This is a genomic window from Paludisphaera borealis, from assembly GCF_001956985.1.
GTDB classification, from domain to species: Bacteria; Planctomycetota; Planctomycetia; order Isosphaerales; family Isosphaeraceae; genus Paludisphaera; species Paludisphaera borealis.
Genome location: NZ_CP019082.1, coordinates 4,088,869 through 4,107,031, shown reverse-complemented (window position 1 = coordinate 4,107,031; position 18,163 = coordinate 4,088,869). Strand labels below are relative to the sequence as shown.

General features: G+C 67.9%; 10 protein-coding genes, 1 pseudogene and 1 riboswitch. Of the genes and pseudogenes, 7 read left to right on the top strand and 4 right to left on the bottom strand.

Annotation, left to right across the window (positions count from 1 at the left end; translation table 11 throughout):
• The gene (locus tag BSF38_RS16025) at positions 1-261 is read right to left on the bottom strand and encodes a hypothetical protein (protein WP_076347242.1); all 261 of its coding nucleotides are present in this window, start codon (positions 259-261) and stop codon (positions 1-3) included.
• A 297-nt stretch (positions 262-558) separates the two neighbouring features.
• Between BSF38_RS16025 and BSF38_RS16020 the strand changes: the two genes are divergently transcribed.
• Entirely contained in the window at positions 559-2,220 is a 1,662-nt protein-coding gene (locus tag BSF38_RS16020) for an acyltransferase family protein (protein ID WP_076347240.1), read from the top strand.
• 436 nt (positions 2,221-2,656) lie between these two features.
• Here the strand turns inward: BSF38_RS16020 and BSF38_RS16015 are convergent, their stop codons facing one another.
• The 3 genes from BSF38_RS16015 to BSF38_RS16005 form a co-directional block, all read right to left on the bottom strand.
• Positions 2,657-5,590: a CRTAC1 family protein gene (locus BSF38_RS16015; RefSeq protein ID WP_145952157.1), complete on the bottom strand. Its 2,934-nt coding sequence runs from the start codon at positions 5,588-5,590 to the stop codon at positions 2,657-2,659.
• Between the two features lie 150 nt (positions 5,591-5,740).
• Positions 5,741-6,103, bottom strand: a complete 363-nt coding sequence (locus tag BSF38_RS16010) for a hypothetical protein (RefSeq protein WP_076347236.1) — start codon at positions 6,101-6,103, stop codon at positions 5,741-5,743.
• Positions 6,087-7,112 (bottom strand): DUF1559 domain-containing protein, encoded by a 1,026-nt coding sequence (locus BSF38_RS16005; RefSeq protein ID WP_168189389.1) that lies wholly within the window; start codon positions 7,110-7,112, stop codon positions 6,087-6,089. The genes BSF38_RS16010 and BSF38_RS16005 overlap by 17 nt, the downstream gene beginning before the upstream one ends.
• A 926-nt stretch (positions 7,113-8,038) precedes the next feature.
• On the opposite strand from BSF38_RS16005, the gene BSF38_RS16000 reads away from it, so the two are divergent.
• The 6 genes and pseudogenes from BSF38_RS16000 (at position 8,039) to BSF38_RS15975 (ending at position 18,116) form a co-directional block, all read left to right on the top strand.
• The gene (locus BSF38_RS16000) at positions 8,039-9,229 is read left to right on the top strand and encodes an HAF repeat-containing PEP-CTERM protein (protein WP_076347232.1); all 1,191 of its coding nucleotides are present in this window, start codon (positions 8,039-8,041) and stop codon (positions 9,227-9,229) included.
• A 248-nt stretch (positions 9,230-9,477) separates the two neighbouring features.
• Positions 9,478-12,713, top strand: a pseudogene (gene carB, locus BSF38_RS15995) (carbamoyl-phosphate synthase large subunit).
• Positions 12,714-12,789: 76 nt separating this feature from the next.
• Complete coding sequence (locus BSF38_RS15990; protein ID WP_168189388.1) at positions 12,790-14,577, top strand: glycerophosphodiester phosphodiesterase; 1,788 nt, start codon at positions 12,790-12,792, stop codon at positions 14,575-14,577.
• Positions 14,578-14,690: 113 nt separating this feature from the next.
• Complete coding sequence (locus BSF38_RS15985; RefSeq protein ID WP_076347228.1) at positions 14,691-16,994, top strand: sigma-70 family RNA polymerase sigma factor; 2,304 nt, start codon at positions 14,691-14,693, stop codon at positions 16,992-16,994.
• On the top strand, positions 16,991-17,254 hold the full coding sequence (locus tag BSF38_RS15980) for a peptidase associated/transthyretin-like domain-containing protein (RefSeq protein WP_076347226.1): 264 nt from the start codon (positions 16,991-16,993) through the stop codon (positions 17,252-17,254). The genes BSF38_RS15985 and BSF38_RS15980 overlap by 4 nt, the downstream gene beginning before the upstream one ends.
• 459 nt (positions 17,255-17,713) lie before the next feature.
• Positions 17,714-17,775, top strand: a riboswitch (guanidine-III (ykkC-III) riboswitch).
• A gap of 17 nt (positions 17,776-17,792) precedes the next feature.
• Positions 17,793-18,116, top strand: coding sequence for a DMT family transporter (locus tag BSF38_RS15975; RefSeq protein ID WP_076347224.1), 324 nt, complete (start codon positions 17,793-17,795; stop codon positions 18,114-18,116).
• The last annotated feature ends 47 nt before the right edge of the window (positions 18,117-18,163 follow it).

Genomic DNA, 18,163 nt, shown 5'->3' with positions numbered 1-18,163 from the left:
TCAGGCCCTCACTCGAACCTGCCTCGCGGCGAGGACGAATCCCCCGCCCAGCAGGGCCGCCCCGCCCGCGATCAGGAGGTTGTGGCGGTTTCGGTAGTGGTAGGCGACTTCGTCGCCGGAGGGGATCCATGCGAGTCCCCCGTACTGCGAGCGGAACTCCCGTTCATGGGTCGGCGACTCATTGTCGTTCATGCAAGCCGCCGCCGGACCGCCCATCTCGACCAGGACGAAGCAAACGAGCAAGCTGGATAAACGCTTCATCGGAGAGCTCCAGGAGAGGAACCGACTTCGTCGCGAATCCCTCGCGGTTTACTTTTGGCTTGCACGCATCCGGTGTGCGCGGGAAGCCCATATCGCTGTAGGGGCACCCCTTGTGGGTGCCCGAATCGCCAAGGCCGCCACGGTTGCCGACGCCGATCGGGCGCCCACAAGGGACGCCCCTACGAGTGCAACCCAAACGCAAACCGCTCTATTGTCGCACAGTTGTCAGACGAGTCAATGGCCATGGACGGGTCGCGGGCCGGCTCAATATCGAAACAGGTCGGGCGAATCTCTACCATGAGCACCAACACCCCCCCCTTCGCCCGACGATCGGACCTCGACGCCCTGCGGGCCGTCGCCATGCTGTTGGGCATCGCGCTGCACTCCGCCCTCTCGTTCTTCCCGGCGTTCTGGGTCGTCTCGGATCGTCGGCAAGCGCCCGGCTTCGGCGTCTTCTTCTCGGCGGTCCACGGCTTCCGGATGCCGCTCTTCTTCGTCATGAGCGGCTTCTTCAGCGCGATGCTGATGAGCCGGCGAGGCCGTGGGGCGCTGGTCAAGCACCGGTTCCGCCGGGTGTTCCTGCCGTTGCTGCTGGGGCTGGTCACGATCATCCCGCTCACGAACTGGATCTCCGGCGTGGCGATGTCGTCCGCCTCGCGGAAGCCCGCCGGCGCGTCGTCGACCGAAGGGAAGTCGGACATCTGGGCGGCGGCGGACGCCGGAGACCTCGGCGCGATCGAGCGTCACCTGGCGGCCGGGGCGGCGGTCGACGGCCGGGACGGCGAGCGCGGCATGACGCCGCTGCTCTGGGCGGCGCTCGCCGATCGCGCGGAGGCCGCCGAACTGCTCATCCGCCGCGGCGCGGACGTGAACGCCGCCGCGAGCGACGGCGGGACGCCCCTGCACGCGGCGGCCTTCCTGGGCCACGAGAAGGCCGTCGCCACGCTCGTTCAAAATGGCGCGAACGTCAACGCGGAGAACAAGCGCGGCGAGACGCCGCTGGATAACGCGGTCGTCGACGAGCCGACGACGCTTTTCTTCGCGTCGCTCCTCCAGCTCAAGGTGAACGAGGATGGGTTGGGAAGCCGCAAGGCGGCCGTCGCGGCGTACCTGCGCGAGCGGGGCGCGACCGAGGGGATGAAGAAGGCGGGCCTGGCCGACCTGCTCATGCAGATGCCGCTGTTTAGCCACCTCTGGTTCCTCTGGTTCCTCTGGTGGCTGGTGCTCGGGATGGCGGCTCTCTCCGCCCTCGGCGCCCGGCTCCCGTCGATCCGCCTGCCCGCGTGGCTGGTCCTTTCGCCCGCCCGTTACCTCTGGCTGATCCCCCTGACGATGATCCCCCAGTCGTACATGGGGGGCGGCGGCGACTCGCCGCTGTTCGGGCCGGACACCTCGACCGGCCTCCTGCCGATCCCCCACGTCCTGGCGTATTACGCGATCTTCTTCGGCTTCGGCGCGCTCTATTTCGGGTACGACGATCGATCCGGCCGCGTCGGCGAACGCTGGCTGCTGCCGCTTTCGATCGCGTTCCTCATCGTCCTCCCCCTGGAACTCGCCCTCCTCGGGGGATGGGCCGGACCCTTGGGCGTCGCGCTCGACCCGCCGACCCGCCGGATTCTCTCGATCACGTTGCAGGCGGCCTATCCCTGGCTCATGACGTTCGGCCTCATGGGGCTGTTCCGGCGGATCTGCGCGGTCGAGAGCCCGACGACGCGGTACATGTCGGACTCGGCCTACTGGCTTTACCTCGCCCACACGCCGCTCGTCATCGCGGCCCAGTACGCGGTGCGAGACTGGCCGTTGCCGGCCCCGTTGAAATTCCTGATCATCGTCGCGGTCGTGACCTTGTTCCTGCTCTGGACGTACCAGACCTTCGTCCGCTACACCTGGCTGGGCCGCTTCCTGAACGGCCCGCGCGAGCGGCCGACGCGCGCTGGCGAGCCGGCGGTCGTCGCTTGAGGCTGAAATCCCTTCTCCCCTTGCGGGAGAAGGTGCCCCGCAGGGGCGGATGAGGGGTACTCGACCGCCGAGGCGTTTGATGATGCCCAGGCCATGATGCTCACCCCTCATCCGGCCGTGCCGGCCACCTTCTCCCGCAAGGGGAGAAGGCATGCTCGCAACAGCTTGTCTTGATGATTGCGCGCAGCCCAAAGGTAAATCGCGTTAGAGGTCGTCCACGAACAACATCCAGCTCGAAACGTGGGGTCGAAGAAACCCAGGTACTCACCACGGAGGACGCGGAGCGGAAGAGGAGAGGCATCCAGGCATATTCGGAGATGGATTCATTGAATCGTCCCCCTCCGTATTCTCCGACTCCTCCGTGGTGAGATTCTTCGAACCGACGATTTAGACCTGGTTCGTGGGCAGCTCCTGATTCAGCACGCCGGCTGGGAATTCAGCGCCTGAATGCGGTGACGCGTTCGGGCTTGGCGGCGCCTTCGCGGAGGCGATAGCGGGCGCCGGCGGCGAGGTTCTCGTGGCGGTCGCGCTGGCCGGACGGCCATTGGATTTCGACGCGGTCGGCGGCCCGGGCTTCGCCGAGTCCAAAATACAGGCGATGGTCGGACGCCGACTGGTAGCTGCCGCCGCCGTGCAGGTAACGCACCAGGCGACGGCCCCCGGCCTCGACGGTCACCCGGGCGCCGACCGCGTCGCGGGGCGACTTCACGCCTTCCAGCTCGATGACGAGCGCGGCGCCGGTCGCGGATTTGTTGTGGAAGTACGCCAGCGGCTGGTTCTGGGCGAGGACGAGCATGTCCTGGCGGCCGTCGTTGTCGAGATCGCCGACGGCCAGGCCCCGCCCCACGCGAGGGACCGCCCAGGCCGCTCCGGATTGCGTCGAGACGTCGACGAGCCGGCCGTTCGCGGCTCCGAGGAAAAGCTGGCTGGGCATCGCGTAAGGGGTCTCCGGGCGCAGGTCGTTGACGTGCCCGTTGGTGACGGCGAGGTCGAGGCGGCCGTCGTTGTCGACGTCGAGGAACGAGGTCCCGAAGCCGAGCATGTCGCGCGTCGCGGCCAGCAGCCCGACCGTCGCCGTGTGATCGGCGAACAGGCCGCCCCCCAGGTTGCGGTAGTAGGTCATCGACTCGTTGTAGAAGTTGGTGACGGCGAGGTCGAGGCGGCCGTCGCCGTCGAGGTCGCCGCAGGCGATCCCCATGCTGGCCTGGTATCCCCCCTCGGCGTTGCTGGCGAGGCCGGCCGCGTCGCCCACTTCCTCGAACCGCATTCCCCCGAGGTTGCGAAACAGGAAGTTAGCCGTGGTGTCGTTGGAGACGAAAAGGTCGATCTTGCCGTCGTCGTCGAGGTCGGCCGCCACCACGCCCATGCCCCTGCCGTCGCGATCGACGATCCCCGCCTCGGCGGTCACGTCGTGGAACCGGCCTCCGTCGTTGCGGAACAGGTGGTCCGGCTCGGCGGGGAATTTCTGGGGATAGCCGTACTCGAAAGCCCCCGGCCGGCTGCGATGCGCGGAGAGTTCGGGATGCTCGGCGTTCCACTCCAGGTAGTGCGCGACGTAGAGGTCGAGATCGCCGTCGCCGTCGAGGTCGGCCAGGGCCGCCGAGGTCGGCCAGCCCCGATCGCCCGCCAGGCCCGCGGCCTCGGTCGCATCCTCGAACGTCCCGTCGCCCCGGTTCTTGAGCAGCACGTACGACCGCCAACGGGTCAGGAACAGGTCGGCGTCGCCGTCGTTGTCGTAGTCGCCCACCGTCACCCCGTGCCCGTATCCCCGCGCCAGCCGGCCGACCCCCGATCGGGCCGTCGCGTCCTCGAACGTGCCGTCGCCCCGGTTGCGGAACAGCCGGTCGCCCCCCCCCGCCCCGGCGGGCGGCGGGAACGGCCCCCCTTGAACGCAGTAAACGTCGAGCCAGCCGTCGCCGTCGTAGTCCAGTAGCCCCACGCCGCCGCTCATCGTCTCGGGAATCTGTCGCTCCGCAGTCATCCCGCTATCGAACTGGAACCGCAGCCCGCTCGATTCCGCGTCGTCGTCGAACCATAGCGTCGCGCGCGAATCGTGCTTCGCCCCGGCGACGAGACTTGGTTTCACCTCGACTTCGACCGGCGTACAGGCAAGCTCGGCCCGCAGCGCCGCGAGCTGGTCGTCCGGGGCGGTCGCCGAGCGCGCCCGCGCGTCGAGCTGGGCGATGGCTTGGAACGCCTCGGCGTCGCCCGGCTCGCGGTCGAGCACGAGTTTCCAGCAGATGCGGGCCTCGACGGACCGGCCGAGGATCTCCGCGAGTCGCGCCAGCTCGCGGCCGTGATCCTGGGCCCGGGTCAGGAAGATCAAGTTGTCGAATCGCCAGCGGGCGCGATCAAGCTCCGCCTTGTGGGCCCGCAGCCGCGCCGATTCGGCCGACCGACCGGCGAGGATTTCCAGTTCGGCCAGGCGTTCGAGGGCCGGCGCGTCGTCGGCCCGGATCGCGAGCAAGGCGCGCAATGCTTCGCCCTCGGCCGCCTGGTCGTTCGCCTTGGCGGCCAACCAGGCGCGCAGCCGAATCAGCTCGTCGGGGTCGAGGGCGCCGGGGGCCACGCGGGCGGCCGCGCGACGGACCGCGGTCGCGTCGCGATTCGCCTCGGACAAGGCGAGGCGCGCGCGGCCGACCGCCGCGTCGTCGGGCCGCTCCCGCTCGCACGCTTCGAGCCATCGCCCGGCTTGATCGAGGTCGCCGGTCCGCATCGCCAGGTTCGCCTTGCCCAGCCAGACGCGGTCGTCGTCGGGCGCGGCCGCGCCGGCTCGATCCAGCGCCTCGCGCGCCTTGGCCGGCGCGTACGCGCTGGGCGTGTCGAGCTGGGTCAGCTCCGTGACCATGCTGATCCGGTTGGGATAGTCCTCCCACCAGCCGTTCACGAGCCGCCGCGCCTCGCGGAATCGACCCTCGATCTTGAACAGATGCACCAGCGTCTCGAACGCCTCGACGGCGTGTGCGCCGCGCTCGTCGACGGCGCGCAGGAGATAGGTCTCGGCGGCGGCCAGACGATGCGAGGCGAGTTCCTGGCGAGCCCGACGGACCGCCGCCCGGCCCGCGAACGGTGAATCGATCGGCACCGAATCCCAGGCCGCCCTGGCCGCCGGCTCGCGCCCCAGCGCCGATTCGCAAAGCCCGAGCTGGAACCACGCCTCGCCATCGCCCCGGTGCAACGCCAGCAAGCGAGCCAGCCCCGGCTGGGCCCCCGCGAAATCGCGCCGCGCCAGTCTTCGAAACGCATCCTGACGCGTGGTCCGCGCCCACCATCCCTCAAGGACGACGAGTCCGTACACAGCCCCGATCGCGACGGCGATCGCGACGGCGACCCGGACGCGCCGGCCCTTATGCACGAGGGAATTAGGCAAGGCTCGACACTCCTGGATGCGGCCGGCTCATGGCGGACGGGGAGCGGAAAAGGCCCCTTCTTCATTCTTATCGTAGGCTGGGAGAGTGGAAAAGGGGCAGGAAGCGGAGAAGTTGGGGCATCCCCAGCGGGTCCGTTTCAGGAGTATGCATCACTTGAAGTAGGAGCCTTGATCGCCGAACTGGGCGCGGAACTCGTACGCCTGCTTCTCGGCGCCGGCCCAGTCTTTCGCCCGGGCCTTCTCGATGATCTTCTCGATCTCTCGATGGTTTTCGTCGGAGAGTTCTCCCGAGGCGTGCCGTTTTTCGATCAGCTTGGCGTCCCTCTCCAGCTCCTTCTCGTTCTTCAAGGACACGGCCGTCAGCAGCGCCTCGAAGGCCCGAGCGTTCTGGACTTCGCGCTGCGTCGGTTCCCCGCCGCAGCCGGCGAGCGTCGTCGCCAGGCCGACGAGCAGAGAAGAGAGGAAGGGGCGGCGCGTCCCCGGGAGGGGCGGTCGATTAGTAGGCGTCGGCACTGATCACCTCCCCGTTCGATCGGCTGCTCAGGGCCTGCCACGCCAGCAGGTTGATCGATTGTTTGACGAACCGGACCGAGCCGTCCCCCATCAGGACGTTCGCCCCGCCCGGGTGGAGCGCATAGAACTCGTCGGTATGGCCCAGCGGGCTGTTGGGCGGATGGATCACCTGGGGGACCTCGTAGAGCGACGGTCCGCTGTGCGAGGCCAGGATGGCGCCCGGATAGTCGTAGTTGACCCCGTCCCCGCCCGTCCCGGCGCTGGCGAAGGCGTTGTAGGCGAAGTGCCGGTAACCCGGGATGATCCCCACCCAGGTCGCGTCCGCCAGGTAGGGGGTCTTCTCGCTCGCGAAGACCGTGTTGCTCAGCCCGTCGGTCACCCCGGCGTAGGAGACGCGGCTGTTCCGGTAGATCGGCCCGTTGCATCCCCTGGACTGGTCGTCGTAATTCGTGTTCGGCGGCTGGATGCTCGTGTCGTTCCAGCCCATGTTGTACTGGTAGTTGGCGCGGGCGAAGTACGGATTCGCCACCGGCAGGAGGTTCAAGCCGGCGTCGACCATCATGCAGGTCGGGGTCGGATTGTTCGCGGCCGGGCAGAGGAAGGCGCTGATCTGGGTCGTGACGATCGTGCCGTTCGCCGCGACCCACGTGGGAAGGTTGAAATTCGTCGCGTTGTACAGCGGGGTCTGCTCGGCAAAGGGCAGAAGCATCGCCAGCCACCCCCAGCCGGGGCCGTTGTCCAGGGTGAACGGGTCGGGGTTGTAGCCCGACACCCCGTTCTGCGCCAGCGGCGCGGTCGAACTGATGTAACCCGGCACGATGCAGCCGATGGCCGACTCGTAGTTGGCGACGGCCAGGCCGATCTGCTTCAGATTATTGGTGCACTGGATCCGCCGCGCGGCCTCGCGGGCCGACTGCACGGCCGGCAGCAAAAGCGCGATCAAAACGGCGATGATCGCAATGACGACGAGCAACTCAATCAAGGTGAAGCCGCGCCCTGGACCAATCATTCGGCACTTCAAAGGCATGGCTCCTTGGTGTTGGGCCTGTCTGGTGGTTCACGAACCGCATCGTGGCAATTTACCGGAAGGTTTTGGTGTCGGCAATAGGTGTTTTTGGGCAGCCAAAACATGTTTGACGGAGAGCGGAAAACGAGAGTGCCTGGTTTTCGACGCTAACGGTCGTCGGACGTCTTGCCGGAGGGGACGATCAAAAGGGCGATCGTGTCGTACATTTGAGATAAGGGAAACTCCGTCCGGAGCGTCCCGGCTCGTTGTCAATTCGGAATCGGTGCAGGCGGAACCGGCGTCGATCGATCCCAAATCCGCGCGAACGAACCCAATCCGCCAGGGGCCGAGGGGAGTGGCGGACTTGGGATGGTCGAGGTCGAGAAGCAAGTTGTTTCCGGGCGAACGAAGCCAATCCAGGTTTCAGGTCGAGGTTTCGTGAGGGTGGCCGAAAGTATTGCAGTGCTAGGGGTTGAGGCGTTCGGATGCGGCCGGCCGGCAGCAACTCGACACCTGGAGACGCCCATGGTTTCGCGACGAACGAAGCCAATTTCGGGGAGCGGGCCGGCGGGCTTGGGATGAGGGGCGGCGGTCAGGAAAACGACGATTTCCCGCGCGAACGAAGCCAATACGGATTTCAGGCCGAGGTTACGTAGGGGGGCAAGGACCCGACATGGTGAGAAGCCCACGGTTTCGCGACGAACGAAGCCAATTTCGGAGAGCCGGCGTTCGGCCGGGCTATTGGGCTTGGGGCGGACGCGCGGCGAAGGGAGGTCGAGAAGACGTCGACGGTCCGCGCGATCGGTGCTAAATCGGTTAAAGCGTTTTAATTCGATCTATCTTGACGATTGCAAGCAGTCGAACCAAGATGCTCGGCCTGATGGAAGGTCTGGGTGGCGGTGGTTTGATGTGCAGTCAGGGAGGATGAGATGACGGAGCGATTCGCGATCGAACGAGCATGGATTTGTGCTCTGGGCGCTTCCCTCGTATTTCTGGCCGTTCCGGCGCGGAGCACGGCTTCGCCTTACAAGATCACGGTCTTGAGCGGCGATTCCTGGGGCCAGATCAATAACAACGGCCTGGTTGCGGGCCTCTATTCGTCTGAGAACCACCAGGGTTACGGTGCCGTCTACGATTCCAATCCCGGAGGCCGGGTCGTGGTCTCGGGGGTCACGCCGCCGAGCGGGTCGAACCCCGGGAGCTACGACTTCCGGAGCGCCGCCACGAGCCTCAACGACCGCGGCCAGGGCGTTGGTTACAACAACGACAAGAACGAGGCCTTGCTCTTCGACACGGGGACGGGAGGGACCACGCCGCTGTCTTTCCCATCCGGCTACGGGGGGGCGCTCCGGATCACCAACGGCGGCACGATCTACGGCTCGCGCGAGATGGACCGGGCGGGCCAGTACTCCGACTATCAACCGTTCGTCTATCGGGACGGCCGGTTTCAGGACCTCGGCTTGCCGCCCGGCATGGTCTCCGCGCGGCTGGTCGCGGCCAACGATGCGGGACAGGTCCTGGTTTCGGCGGCGGCCACCACCGGCGGGTCTTGGACCTTCAACCACTCGTTCCTACTCGCCAACGGCCGGTGGACCGACCTGGGGAGTCTGGTCCCGAATGCCTCCGCGAGTGGCGCCCAGGCCATGAATGCGCAGGGCGACGTCGTTGGGGCGTCCGCCCCCCTGGGACCCGATCCTTCTCATGCGGTGCTTGTCCCGAACGGCGGCCAGGCGATCGATCTCGGCACGCTGGCGGGAGACGCCTACAGCCGGGCGAACGCGATCAACGACAAAGGGGAGATCGTCGGGGTCTCCTTCGACGGGCTGCTCCAGAATCGCGCGTTCCTCTATCAGAACGGCGTCATGACCAACCTCAACGACCTGATCGACTCCGGCAGCGGCTGGTTGCTCAGGGAAGCGTTTGCGCTCAACAACCGCGGCCAGATTCTGGCGTACGCGACCCAGGACGGCGGCAGCGTGAGCACCCTATTGCTCACCCCCGACGGGCAGCCCACTCCCCCCGACCTGGTCTTTCCCGAGATGCCGGTGCCCGAGCCGTCGACGCTCGTCGTCTTCGGTCTGGCCGGGGTCGGCCTCGCGTATCGGAAGCTGAGAAAATGACGGCCGGATCGGTCTGACGATTTCGCCCCGGCCGCGTCGCCCGCGACCCGAACAGCAGCCGGCGACGTTCGGTCCCCTTGCTGTGGGTTCTTAAGAATTGCTATGATCGGGAAATTTTCCGGGCCGCGCCGCCTCGGTCGGAATGCGAGGGCGAGCGCGGCTCGACGCGCGCTTGCGCGGCCTGCTTGCTTTGCCAGCGCCGCGGTTTCGCACTTGGTTTCCTCTTAACGTCGCGAGAATGATCTGCCGTGCCTAAGCGTACCGACATCAAGAAGATCCTGATCCTCGGCGCGGGGCCGATCGTGATCGGCCAGGCCTGCGAGTTCGACTATTCGGGCACCCAGGCCTGCAAGGCCCTCCGCGAGGACGGCTACGAGGTCGTCCTGGTCAACTCGAACCCCGCCACGATCATGACCGATCCCGAGATGGCGGATCGCACCTACATCGAGCCGGTCTTGCCCGACGTCGTCGAGCAGATTTTGGCCGTCGAGAAGCCCGACGCCGTCCTGCCGACCCTGGGGGGGCAGACCGGCCTGAACGTGGGCATGGCGTTGTACGAATCGGGGGCCCTGGCCCGCCACGGCTGCATCCTCATCGGCGCGAGCGCCGAGTCGATCCGCAAGGCCGAGGACCGCAACCTGTTCAAGCAGTGCATGGATGAGATCGGCCTGGAAAGCGCCCGCAGCGGGCTGGCCGAGAGCCTGGACCAGGCCCGCAAGATCCGCGACGAGGTCGGCCTCCCCTGCGTGCTCCGTCCCAGCTTCACGCTCGGCGGGTCGGGGGGGGGATCGCCTACAACCGCGAAGAGTTCGACCGCATGGTCAACTACGCCCTGGAGATCAGCCCCACGCACTCGGTCTTGATCGAGGAGAGTCTCATCGGCTGGAAAGAGTACGAGATGGAGGTGATGCGCGATTCGGCCGACAACGCCGTGATCGTCTGCTCCATCGAGAACTTCGACCCGATGGGGGTGCACACCGGCGACAGCATCACGGTGGCCCCGGCGCAGACGCTGACCGACAAGGAATACCAGCGGATGCGCGACGCCTCGCTGGCCGTGCTCCGCAAGATCGGCGTCGACACCGGCGGGTCGAACGTCCAGTTCGCCGTCAACCCCCGCGACGGCCGGATGATCGTCATCGAGATGAACCCCCGCGTCAGCCGGTCGAGCGCGTTGGCGAGCAAGGCGACGGGGTTCCCGATCGCCAAGATCGCCGCCAAGCTGGCCGTGGGCTACCGGCTCGACGAGATCCGCAACGACATCACCCGCGAGACCCCCGCCTGCTTCGAGCCGACCATCGACTACGTGGTCACCAAGATCCCCCGCTGGGCGTTCGAGAAGTTCCCCGAAGCCGACCCGGTCCTCACCACCCAGATGAAGTCGGTCGGCGAGGTCATGGCGATCGGCCGGACGTTCAAGGAGTCGCTCCAGAAGGCGCTTCGCGGCCTCGAGGTCGGCCGGTTCGGCTTGGGGTGCGACAAGAAGGACCCGTGGGGGACCCCCGCCCAGCCGACCGAGGACGAGATCGTCTCGAAGCTGGCGTCGCCCAACATCGACCGCATGTGGTACGTCCGCCTCGCCATCCGCGCCGGGATGAGCGTCGAGCGGATCCACGAGCTGACGGCCATCGACCCCTGGTTCCTGGCGAACATCGAGGACCTGTCGAAGATCGAGGACAAGCTCCGCGCGGTGGACAACCTGGACGAGGCGTCGGACGCCCTGATCCGCGAGGCCAAGCAGGCGGGGTTCTCCGACCATCAGCTCGCCCACCTGTGGCTGACGACCGAGGCCGAGGTCCGCCGCGACCGCGACCGCCGGGGCATCCGGCCGGTGTTCAAGCTGGTCGACACCTGCGCCGCCGAGTTTGAAGCCGTGACGCCCTATTATTACTCGACATATGAGCAAGAAGACGAGGCTCGCGTGGGCGACAAGCCCCGGGTGATGATCCTGGGCGGCGGCCCGAACCGGATCGGCCAGGGGATCGAGTTCGACTACTGCTGCTGCCAGGCGGCGTTCGCCCTCAAGGCCGACGGCTACGAGGTCGTCATGGTCAACTCGAACCCCGAGACCGTGAGCACCGACTACGACACCTCGGACCGGCTGTTCTTCGAGCCCCTGACGGTCGAGGACGTCCTGAATATATGGGAGCGCGTGAATCCGATCGGAGTGATCGTCCAGTTCGGCGGCCAGACCCCGCTGAACCTGGCCAAGGCCCTTGAGGCGGCCGGCGTGCCGATCATCGGCACCAGCCCCGACAACATCGACCTGGCCGAGGACCGCGAGCGGTTCAGCCAGGTGATCGAGCGGCTGGGCCTGCGGCAGCCCCCAAACGCCTCGGCCACCCGGCTGGAGGAGGCGCGGCGGATCGCCGAGCGGATCGGCTACCCGGTGGTCGTGCGGCCGAGCTTCGTGCTGGGCGGGCGGGCCATGGAGATCGTCTACGACGAATCGAGCCTGAACCGGTACATGACCGAGGCGGTCGAGGCCAGCCCCGAGCACCCGATCCTGATCGACAAGTTCCTCGAAGACGCCATCGAGGTCGACGTCGACGCGGTCTCCGACGGCGACCGGACGATCGTCGGCGGCGTGATGCAGCACATCGAAGAGGCCGGCATCCACTCCGGCGACAGCGCCTGCGCCATCCCGCCGTACTCGCTCCCCGACTCGATCGTCGACGTCCTCAAGGCCCAGACCTACGCCCTGGCCGAGGCGCTGGGAGTCCGGGGACTCATGAACATCCAGTTCGCCGTCAAGGATGGCGAGGTGTACGTGCTTGAGGTCAACCCCCGGGCGTCGCGGACGGTGCCGTTCGTGTCGAAGGCGACGGGCCTGAACCTGGCCCAGGTCGCGGCCCGGGTGATGGTCGGCAAGACCCTGGCCGAGCAGGGCGTGACCGAGGAGCCGAAACCGGCCTACACGTCGGTCAAGGAGGCCGTGTTCCCGTTCGCCAAGTTCCCGGGCGTCGACATCGTGCTCGGCCCCGAGATGCGGTCGACCGGCGAGGTGATGGGGGTGGACGTCGACTTCCCGACGGCCTTCGCCAAGAGCCAGCTCGGCGCCGGCTGCCGCCTCCCCGTCAAGGGGACCGTCTTCGTGAGCGTCGCCGCCCGCGATCGCCAGGGAGTCGTCCCGATCGCCCGGCGGCTGTCCGAGATGGGCTTCAAGCTCGTCTGCACCGGCGGCACCGGGGCCGCCCTGGCCGAGCAGGGCATCGAGGTGGAGACCGTCCGCAAGATCCAGGAAGGCCGCCCCAACCTGCTCGATTACCTGGCCAACGGCACGATCGACCTGGTCGTCAACACCCCCAGCGGCAAGGGCGCGAGGACCGACGAGGGCCGCATCCGCGCCAGCGCCGTCAGCCACGGCGTCCCCTGCATCACCACCCTCGCCGGCGCCCGCGCCGCCGTCGCCGCCATCGACCGCCTCCGCAACGGCAAGATCGAAGTCTACGCACTTCAGGACCTGTTGAAGAAGAAAGTCTGACGGCGAGCGTTCGGCCCGGACGAGCGGGGGCGTTCCCCCGCTCGCCCGGATCGCATTAATGACGTTTGGAAATATCATGATGAACGTTTGCGATCGGGCGAGGCGTCGGGCGGGGCCGCTCGTCTCGTTCTCGGTCGCCTTCTCGCTGCTGGAGTGGGCGATCCTGACTCCCCTCGTCGCCGGGATTCTTCGGCTGGCGCTGGGGACGTGGGGACGGTGTTCGGTCGGCAATTTCGAGATCCTCTCGTTCTTGCTCTCTCCGGTGGGGCTCGCGGGGCTGGCGCTGATCGTCGGCGTGCAATTCGCCACGCTGCACCTGAGGCTCGCCGGTCTGATGGCGGTGCTCTCCGGCGACGGCCCCGGGGTGTGGCACGCCCTCGACGTGTTGCGGCGGCTGCCGGCTCTGATCCGGCTCGGCCTGCTCGAATCGGTCGCGTACCTGCTCCTGGCCGTCCCGTTCGCGATCGCGGGCGCCGCGGCGTACTTCGCGTTCTGGGGCTCGCACGACGTCAATCGACTGGTCGTGGTCCGCCCGCCGGAGTTCTGGCGCGGCGCGGCGGCCTTCGGGGTCCTGGCGCTGCTGTACCTGACGGCGGCCGGCTGGCTGTACCTGCGATGGCTCCTGGCCCCGCCCGCCGTGCTGTTCGAGGACGTGACCAACCCGAAGGCCGCCCTGCGGTCGAGCGCCGAGCGGCTTCAGGGGCGGCTCGTCTCGCGGGCCGTGCTGGTGCTGGGCTTCCTGGCGGTCTTGCTCGGGGCGTACGCGGCCGTGACGTGGTCGCTCGGCTGGATCAACGGCTGGGTTCTGAGCCGGATCGGCCACGCCTCCGGGCTGGCGATCTCCGTTACCGCCGCGCTTCTCCTCATCGACGGCCTGGTGGTCGCCTCGCTGTCGGCCCTGGCCGGCGTCGCCTTCGCCGTGATCATCCTCGACTGCTACCAGAAGGGGGGCGGAACGATCAAGGCGTCCGAACACGGCGATTGGAACGGGCGGTTGTGGTCGGGGACGGCGCTGGTGCTGTCCGGGCTCGCGGCGGCCCTCGCCGTCGTCTCGGCGACGGAGCTGATCGCCGACGCCCGCGTGTCGGAGACGATCGAGGTCACCGCCCATCGCGCGGGCGCCTTCGACGGGCCCGAGAACACCCTCGCGGCGCTCCGCCACGCGATCGAGGCCGGCGCCGATTGGGCGGAGATCGACGTTCAGTTCTCCGCCGACAAGCGCCTGGTCGTCATCCACGACACCGACCTGCTCCGCGTCGCCGGTTCGCCGCTGCGGGTGGCGACCTCGACTCTCGACCAGCTCCGCGCGGTCGATCTCGGCTCGCCGTTCAGCCCGGCGTTCGCCGGTGAGCGAATCGCCACGCTCGAAGAGTTCCTCGACGCGGCGGGAACCGCCATCCGCCTCAACATCGAGCTCAAGCCCAAGAACGAAGCCGAGGCCGTCGAATTGACCGACCGCGTGCTGGAAGCGGTCCGCAAGGCCGGCATGCTCGATCGCGACCGCGTCTGCTCTCAGTCCTTCCGCGCGATCCAGACGGCGAGACGCGCCGAGACCGGCCTGGAGGTCGGCTTCATCACCGGCGCGGTGATCGGCGACCCGACCCGGCTCGACGTCGATTTCCTGATGGTCGACCGGCGGCTCGCCACCCGCGCCCTGGTCGATCGGGCCAGCCAGCGCGACGTCAAGATCCACGCCTGGACCATCAACAACCCCGACCATCTCGCCCCTCTGATCGACCATGGCGTAGCCAACATCATCACCGACGACGTCGCCGCCATCCGCGCCCGATTGACCGAGATCCGCGACCTCGACCCGCTCGAACGCCTCCTGCTCCGCGTCCGCAACGGCCTGATAGGCTCTTGAGCCCAGCTTACGCATGAATCTCCCTTTATGTTCGATTTTCCCGAACGCGCCGGGCCGCTTGCGACCAGTAGACTGGTGAAACGAGGGGTCGACGTGGTTCGGGGGGCGATCGGATGCCGAGGGACGCCGCGGGGGAGACGCTCCGCCAGATCCGCACGCTGTACGCGACGGGGGCGGCCGGGGGGCTGAGCGACGGCCAGCTCGTCGAGCGGTTCCTCGACCGCGACGGCCTCGACCGGGAAGACGCGTTCTCGGCCCTGGTCCACCGTCACGGGCCGATGGTTCTGGCCGTCTGCCGCCGGATGCTCGCGAGTCCGGCCGACGCCGACGACGCCTTCCAGGCGGTCTTCCTCGTCCTGGCCCGCAAGGCTGGCAGCCTCCGGCGGGTCGACCGCCTGAAGCCCTGGCTCTACGGCGCGGCCGTCCGGACGGCCAGGGAGTCGCGCCGGCGGTCGGCCAGGCTCCGCGTCCGCGAAGGTGGCGGCCTGGATCACGAGCCCCCCTGCCCGGCTCTCGACCCTGACCTGTTCGAGCTGCGGGCCCTGCTCGACGAGGAACTCGACCGGCTCCCCGGCCGGTTCCGCGAGCCGCTGCTGCTCTGCGAGCTGGAAGGGGCCTCGCGCCAGGACGCCGCCCGACGGCTCGGCCTGCCCGAGGGGACCCTCTCCAGCCGGCTCGCTCGCGGCCGCTCGCTGCTCCGCGACCGCCTCGCCCGGCGCGGGGTCGCCCTCGGCGCCGGGGTGCTGGCGATGAGCCTCGACGGACCCGCGACGGCCGGCCCGACGGTCGCCGCCACGGTCCGCCTCGCGTTGAATTTCGCGGCCCGAGGCGCCGCCGCCGGGACGGTCCCGACGGCCCTCGCCTCGCTGGCGGAAGGAGTCCTGCCGATGGTCGCCACGTTCAAGCTCAAGACGGTCCTCGCCGCTGCGCTCGCCCTGGGCCTCGCCGCCTGCCTGTCGGCGGGCCTGGCCTCGCAGCCGCCCGATCCGCCGCCGGCCCCCGCGATCGCCGAGGCCGAAACGAAGCCCGAGCCGATCGCGGCTCGCGGTCTGGTGGTCGACGAGTCGGGCGCGGCCGTCGCGGGGGCCGAGGTACGGTTCGCCGCCTATTCGATCCTTGAGGTTCGCGGCGTGACCGGCCCGGATGGCGGCTTCGCCCTGCCGATCCCCGGGGGCCGCGTCGACGGCCGTCCGCTGCTCGCCCGCACGTCCGACGGCCGCAAGCTCGGGGCGACCGAGTACGGCTACAACCTGAGCCGGGCCGAGGCCGTCGCGCCGGTCCGGATCGTCGTCAAGCCGGGCCGGCCGGTCGACGTCCGCGTGACCAGGCCGAGCCTGGAGCCGATCGCCGGTGCGGAGGTCGAAGCCGCGGGCGATCTCGGGGTCCTCGACAACGCGACGACCGACGCTCACGGCACCGCTCGCCTGCTCGTTCCGCCCGACGCCGAGGTGAGCTGGATCGTCGCCCAGAAGAAGGCGACGGGCTACGATTACGCCGAGTTCGGCCGCCTCGACGAGCACGGCACGCGTCATGGCACGCCCGCAGGGAAGGTCCCTGCGGTGGTCGCCCTGATCCTCGACGCCCCGCGCACAGTGCGGATCAAGGCGCTAGGCCCCGACGACAAGCCCGCTGCCGGCGTTGACTTCCACGACTGGCTACTCCGCAGGGACGACCGAATCGGGGAGGTTAACTACACAAGCCGGCAGCACCACGCGACGACCGACGCCGAGGGCGTCGCCACGTTCGACTGGCTGCCGCAGTCGCGTGAGGATCTCGGCTTCTTCCCGACGACCGCCGGTTACGCCATCCGGCGCGCGGTCGTCCATCCGGACCAAGAGACCGTCGTGGCGAGGTTGGCTCGAATCGAGACGATCCGAGGCCGCGTGTACTTGCCCGACGGCTCACCCGCGAGCGACGTGGAGGTCGTTGCCGAGGGGGCCGGCCGAGGGATCGACCGTGGCCAAGAAAGGACCCGCACGGAGGCCGACGGCTCGTACGAGTTGGGAGTTCCCCCGGACGAAGCCTACGCCATCTTGATTCGGGACAAGACCTGGACGGCGGCGTCGCGTCTCAACGTCGTCGTCCGCCACGGCAAGCCGGTCGAAGGCGTCGATTTCCGCCTCGGTCGAGGGACGATCATTCGCGGCACCGTGACGGATCGAGTCGGAAGCCCTGCGGTCCTGGAGACCGTCTTCCTCGACGAGTTCGGCATGGACGTCCCCGTTGACCTGCTGGAGGGGAACGACATCGTAGGAAAGGTCCGTGCGCAGACAACTGCGTGGACCGACGACCAGGGGCGTTATTCGGTCCGTGTTGGTCCCGGAACTTACTCGATAAGACTTCGATCCATGCAGGGCCGACGAGAGTCGATCGTCGTCGCGAACGAGGCCGAATTTGTCCATGATTTCCGCAAATGAGGACGTTCGCCGGCATGGTGCTCGGACCCGGCGGCAAGCCGGTCAAGAGGGCGGTGGCTGTGGTCATCAATGAGACCGGCGAGATTACCGCGTGGATCGACGACGAAGGCCGGTTCACCCTGCCGTCGCTGCTCGTCGGCTGGACCTATGAGGTCTTCACGACGCGGGGCAACGACGCCGTCAAGCTCGGCGTCGCCGCTCCAAAAGCCCCCGGCCCGCTCGACCTGGGGACGCTCCGGATGCGCGACCTCGGGAAGTAGAAGCCGAATGAAAATGGGGGCCTGGCGTCGGCCAGGTCCGAATACAAACCCTCATGACGCCTCGGGACAGCCGGCCTCATGAAAATGGGGGCTTTTCGCCAGGCGTCACGACCAGATCCGGTAGGGGCGCCCCTTGTGGGCGCCCGGTTCGTTTCACGCCCACCGACCACGCTCGGCGATCGGGCGCCCACAAGGGGCGCCCCTACGGCAAACCATGGACCGGAATTTTCCGAGCAGCAGCCCGAAGCGCCAGCGAGTGAATTCCCCGCTGGCCGACCGGAAATTCACTCGCTGGCGCTTCGGGCTTGTATCGGGGCATGCGCTCGCGGGGCGATTTTCATGGCGGCGCCGGGGAACATTCACTCGCTGGCGCTTCGGGCTCGTACGGAGACGAAAGAGGCCTTACCGTGCGGGGGAAATCGAGTACAATAGCCATCTGGCATGCTGTTAAGACAATCTGAATCGGCCGATCAGGCCCCGGACGAGACGCGCCGTACCCGGTCATGACAAGACGACGCCCTACAGGGGGTATCTCGTCATGTCGTGGTCATGGTTGATTCTCATCGTCGCGGGCCTGGTGGAGACCGGCTGGGCCGTCGGGTTGAAGTACACCGACGGGTTCTCGAAATTCTGGCCGAGCGTGCTGACCATCGCCGGGATCGTCGTGAGCATGGTCATGCTCTCCGTCGCGGCCCGCAGCCTGCCGATCGGGACGGCTTACGCGGTCTGGGTCGGGATCGGGGCGGCGGGCGCCGTCATCCTCGGCATCGTGCTCTTCGGCGAACCCGCCAACGCGGGACGGCTGTTCTTCCTCGCGCTGCTCTTGATCGCGATCGTCGGTCTCAAGTTCACGACGCATTGATGAATGTCGGAACGTCTGGGTCGAATCGAATGGTCAAGCCCTCCTCC

What these genes read in the sequence shown, in the direction of transcription:
- BSF38_RS16025 (WP_076347242.1), bottom strand. Translation starts at nt 261, where the DNA reads ATGAAGCGTTTATCCAGCTTGCTCGTTTGCTTCGTCCTGGTCGAGATG.
- BSF38_RS16020 (WP_076347240.1), top strand. Translation starts at nt 559, where the DNA reads ATGAGCACCAACACCCCCCCCTTCGCCCGACGATCGGACCTCGACGCC.
- BSF38_RS16005 (WP_168189389.1), bottom strand. Translation starts at nt 7,112, where the DNA reads ATGATTGGTCCAGGGCGCGGCTTCACCTTGATTGAGTTGCTCGTCGTC.
- BSF38_RS16000 (WP_076347232.1), top strand. Translation starts at nt 8,039, where the DNA reads ATGACGGAGCGATTCGCGATCGAACGAGCATGGATTTGTGCTCTGGGC.
- BSF38_RS15990 (WP_168189388.1), top strand. Translation starts at nt 12,790, where the DNA reads ATGATGAACGTTTGCGATCGGGCGAGGCGTCGGGCGGGGCCGCTCGTC.
- BSF38_RS15985 (WP_076347228.1), top strand. Translation starts at nt 14,691, where the DNA reads ATGCCGAGGGACGCCGCGGGGGAGACGCTCCGCCAGATCCGCACGCTG.
- BSF38_RS15980 (WP_076347226.1), top strand. Translation starts at nt 16,991, where the DNA reads ATGAGGACGTTCGCCGGCATGGTGCTCGGACCCGGCGGCAAGCCGGTC.
- BSF38_RS15975 (WP_076347224.1), top strand. Translation starts at nt 17,793, where the DNA reads ATGTCGTGGTCATGGTTGATTCTCATCGTCGCGGGCCTGGTGGAGACC.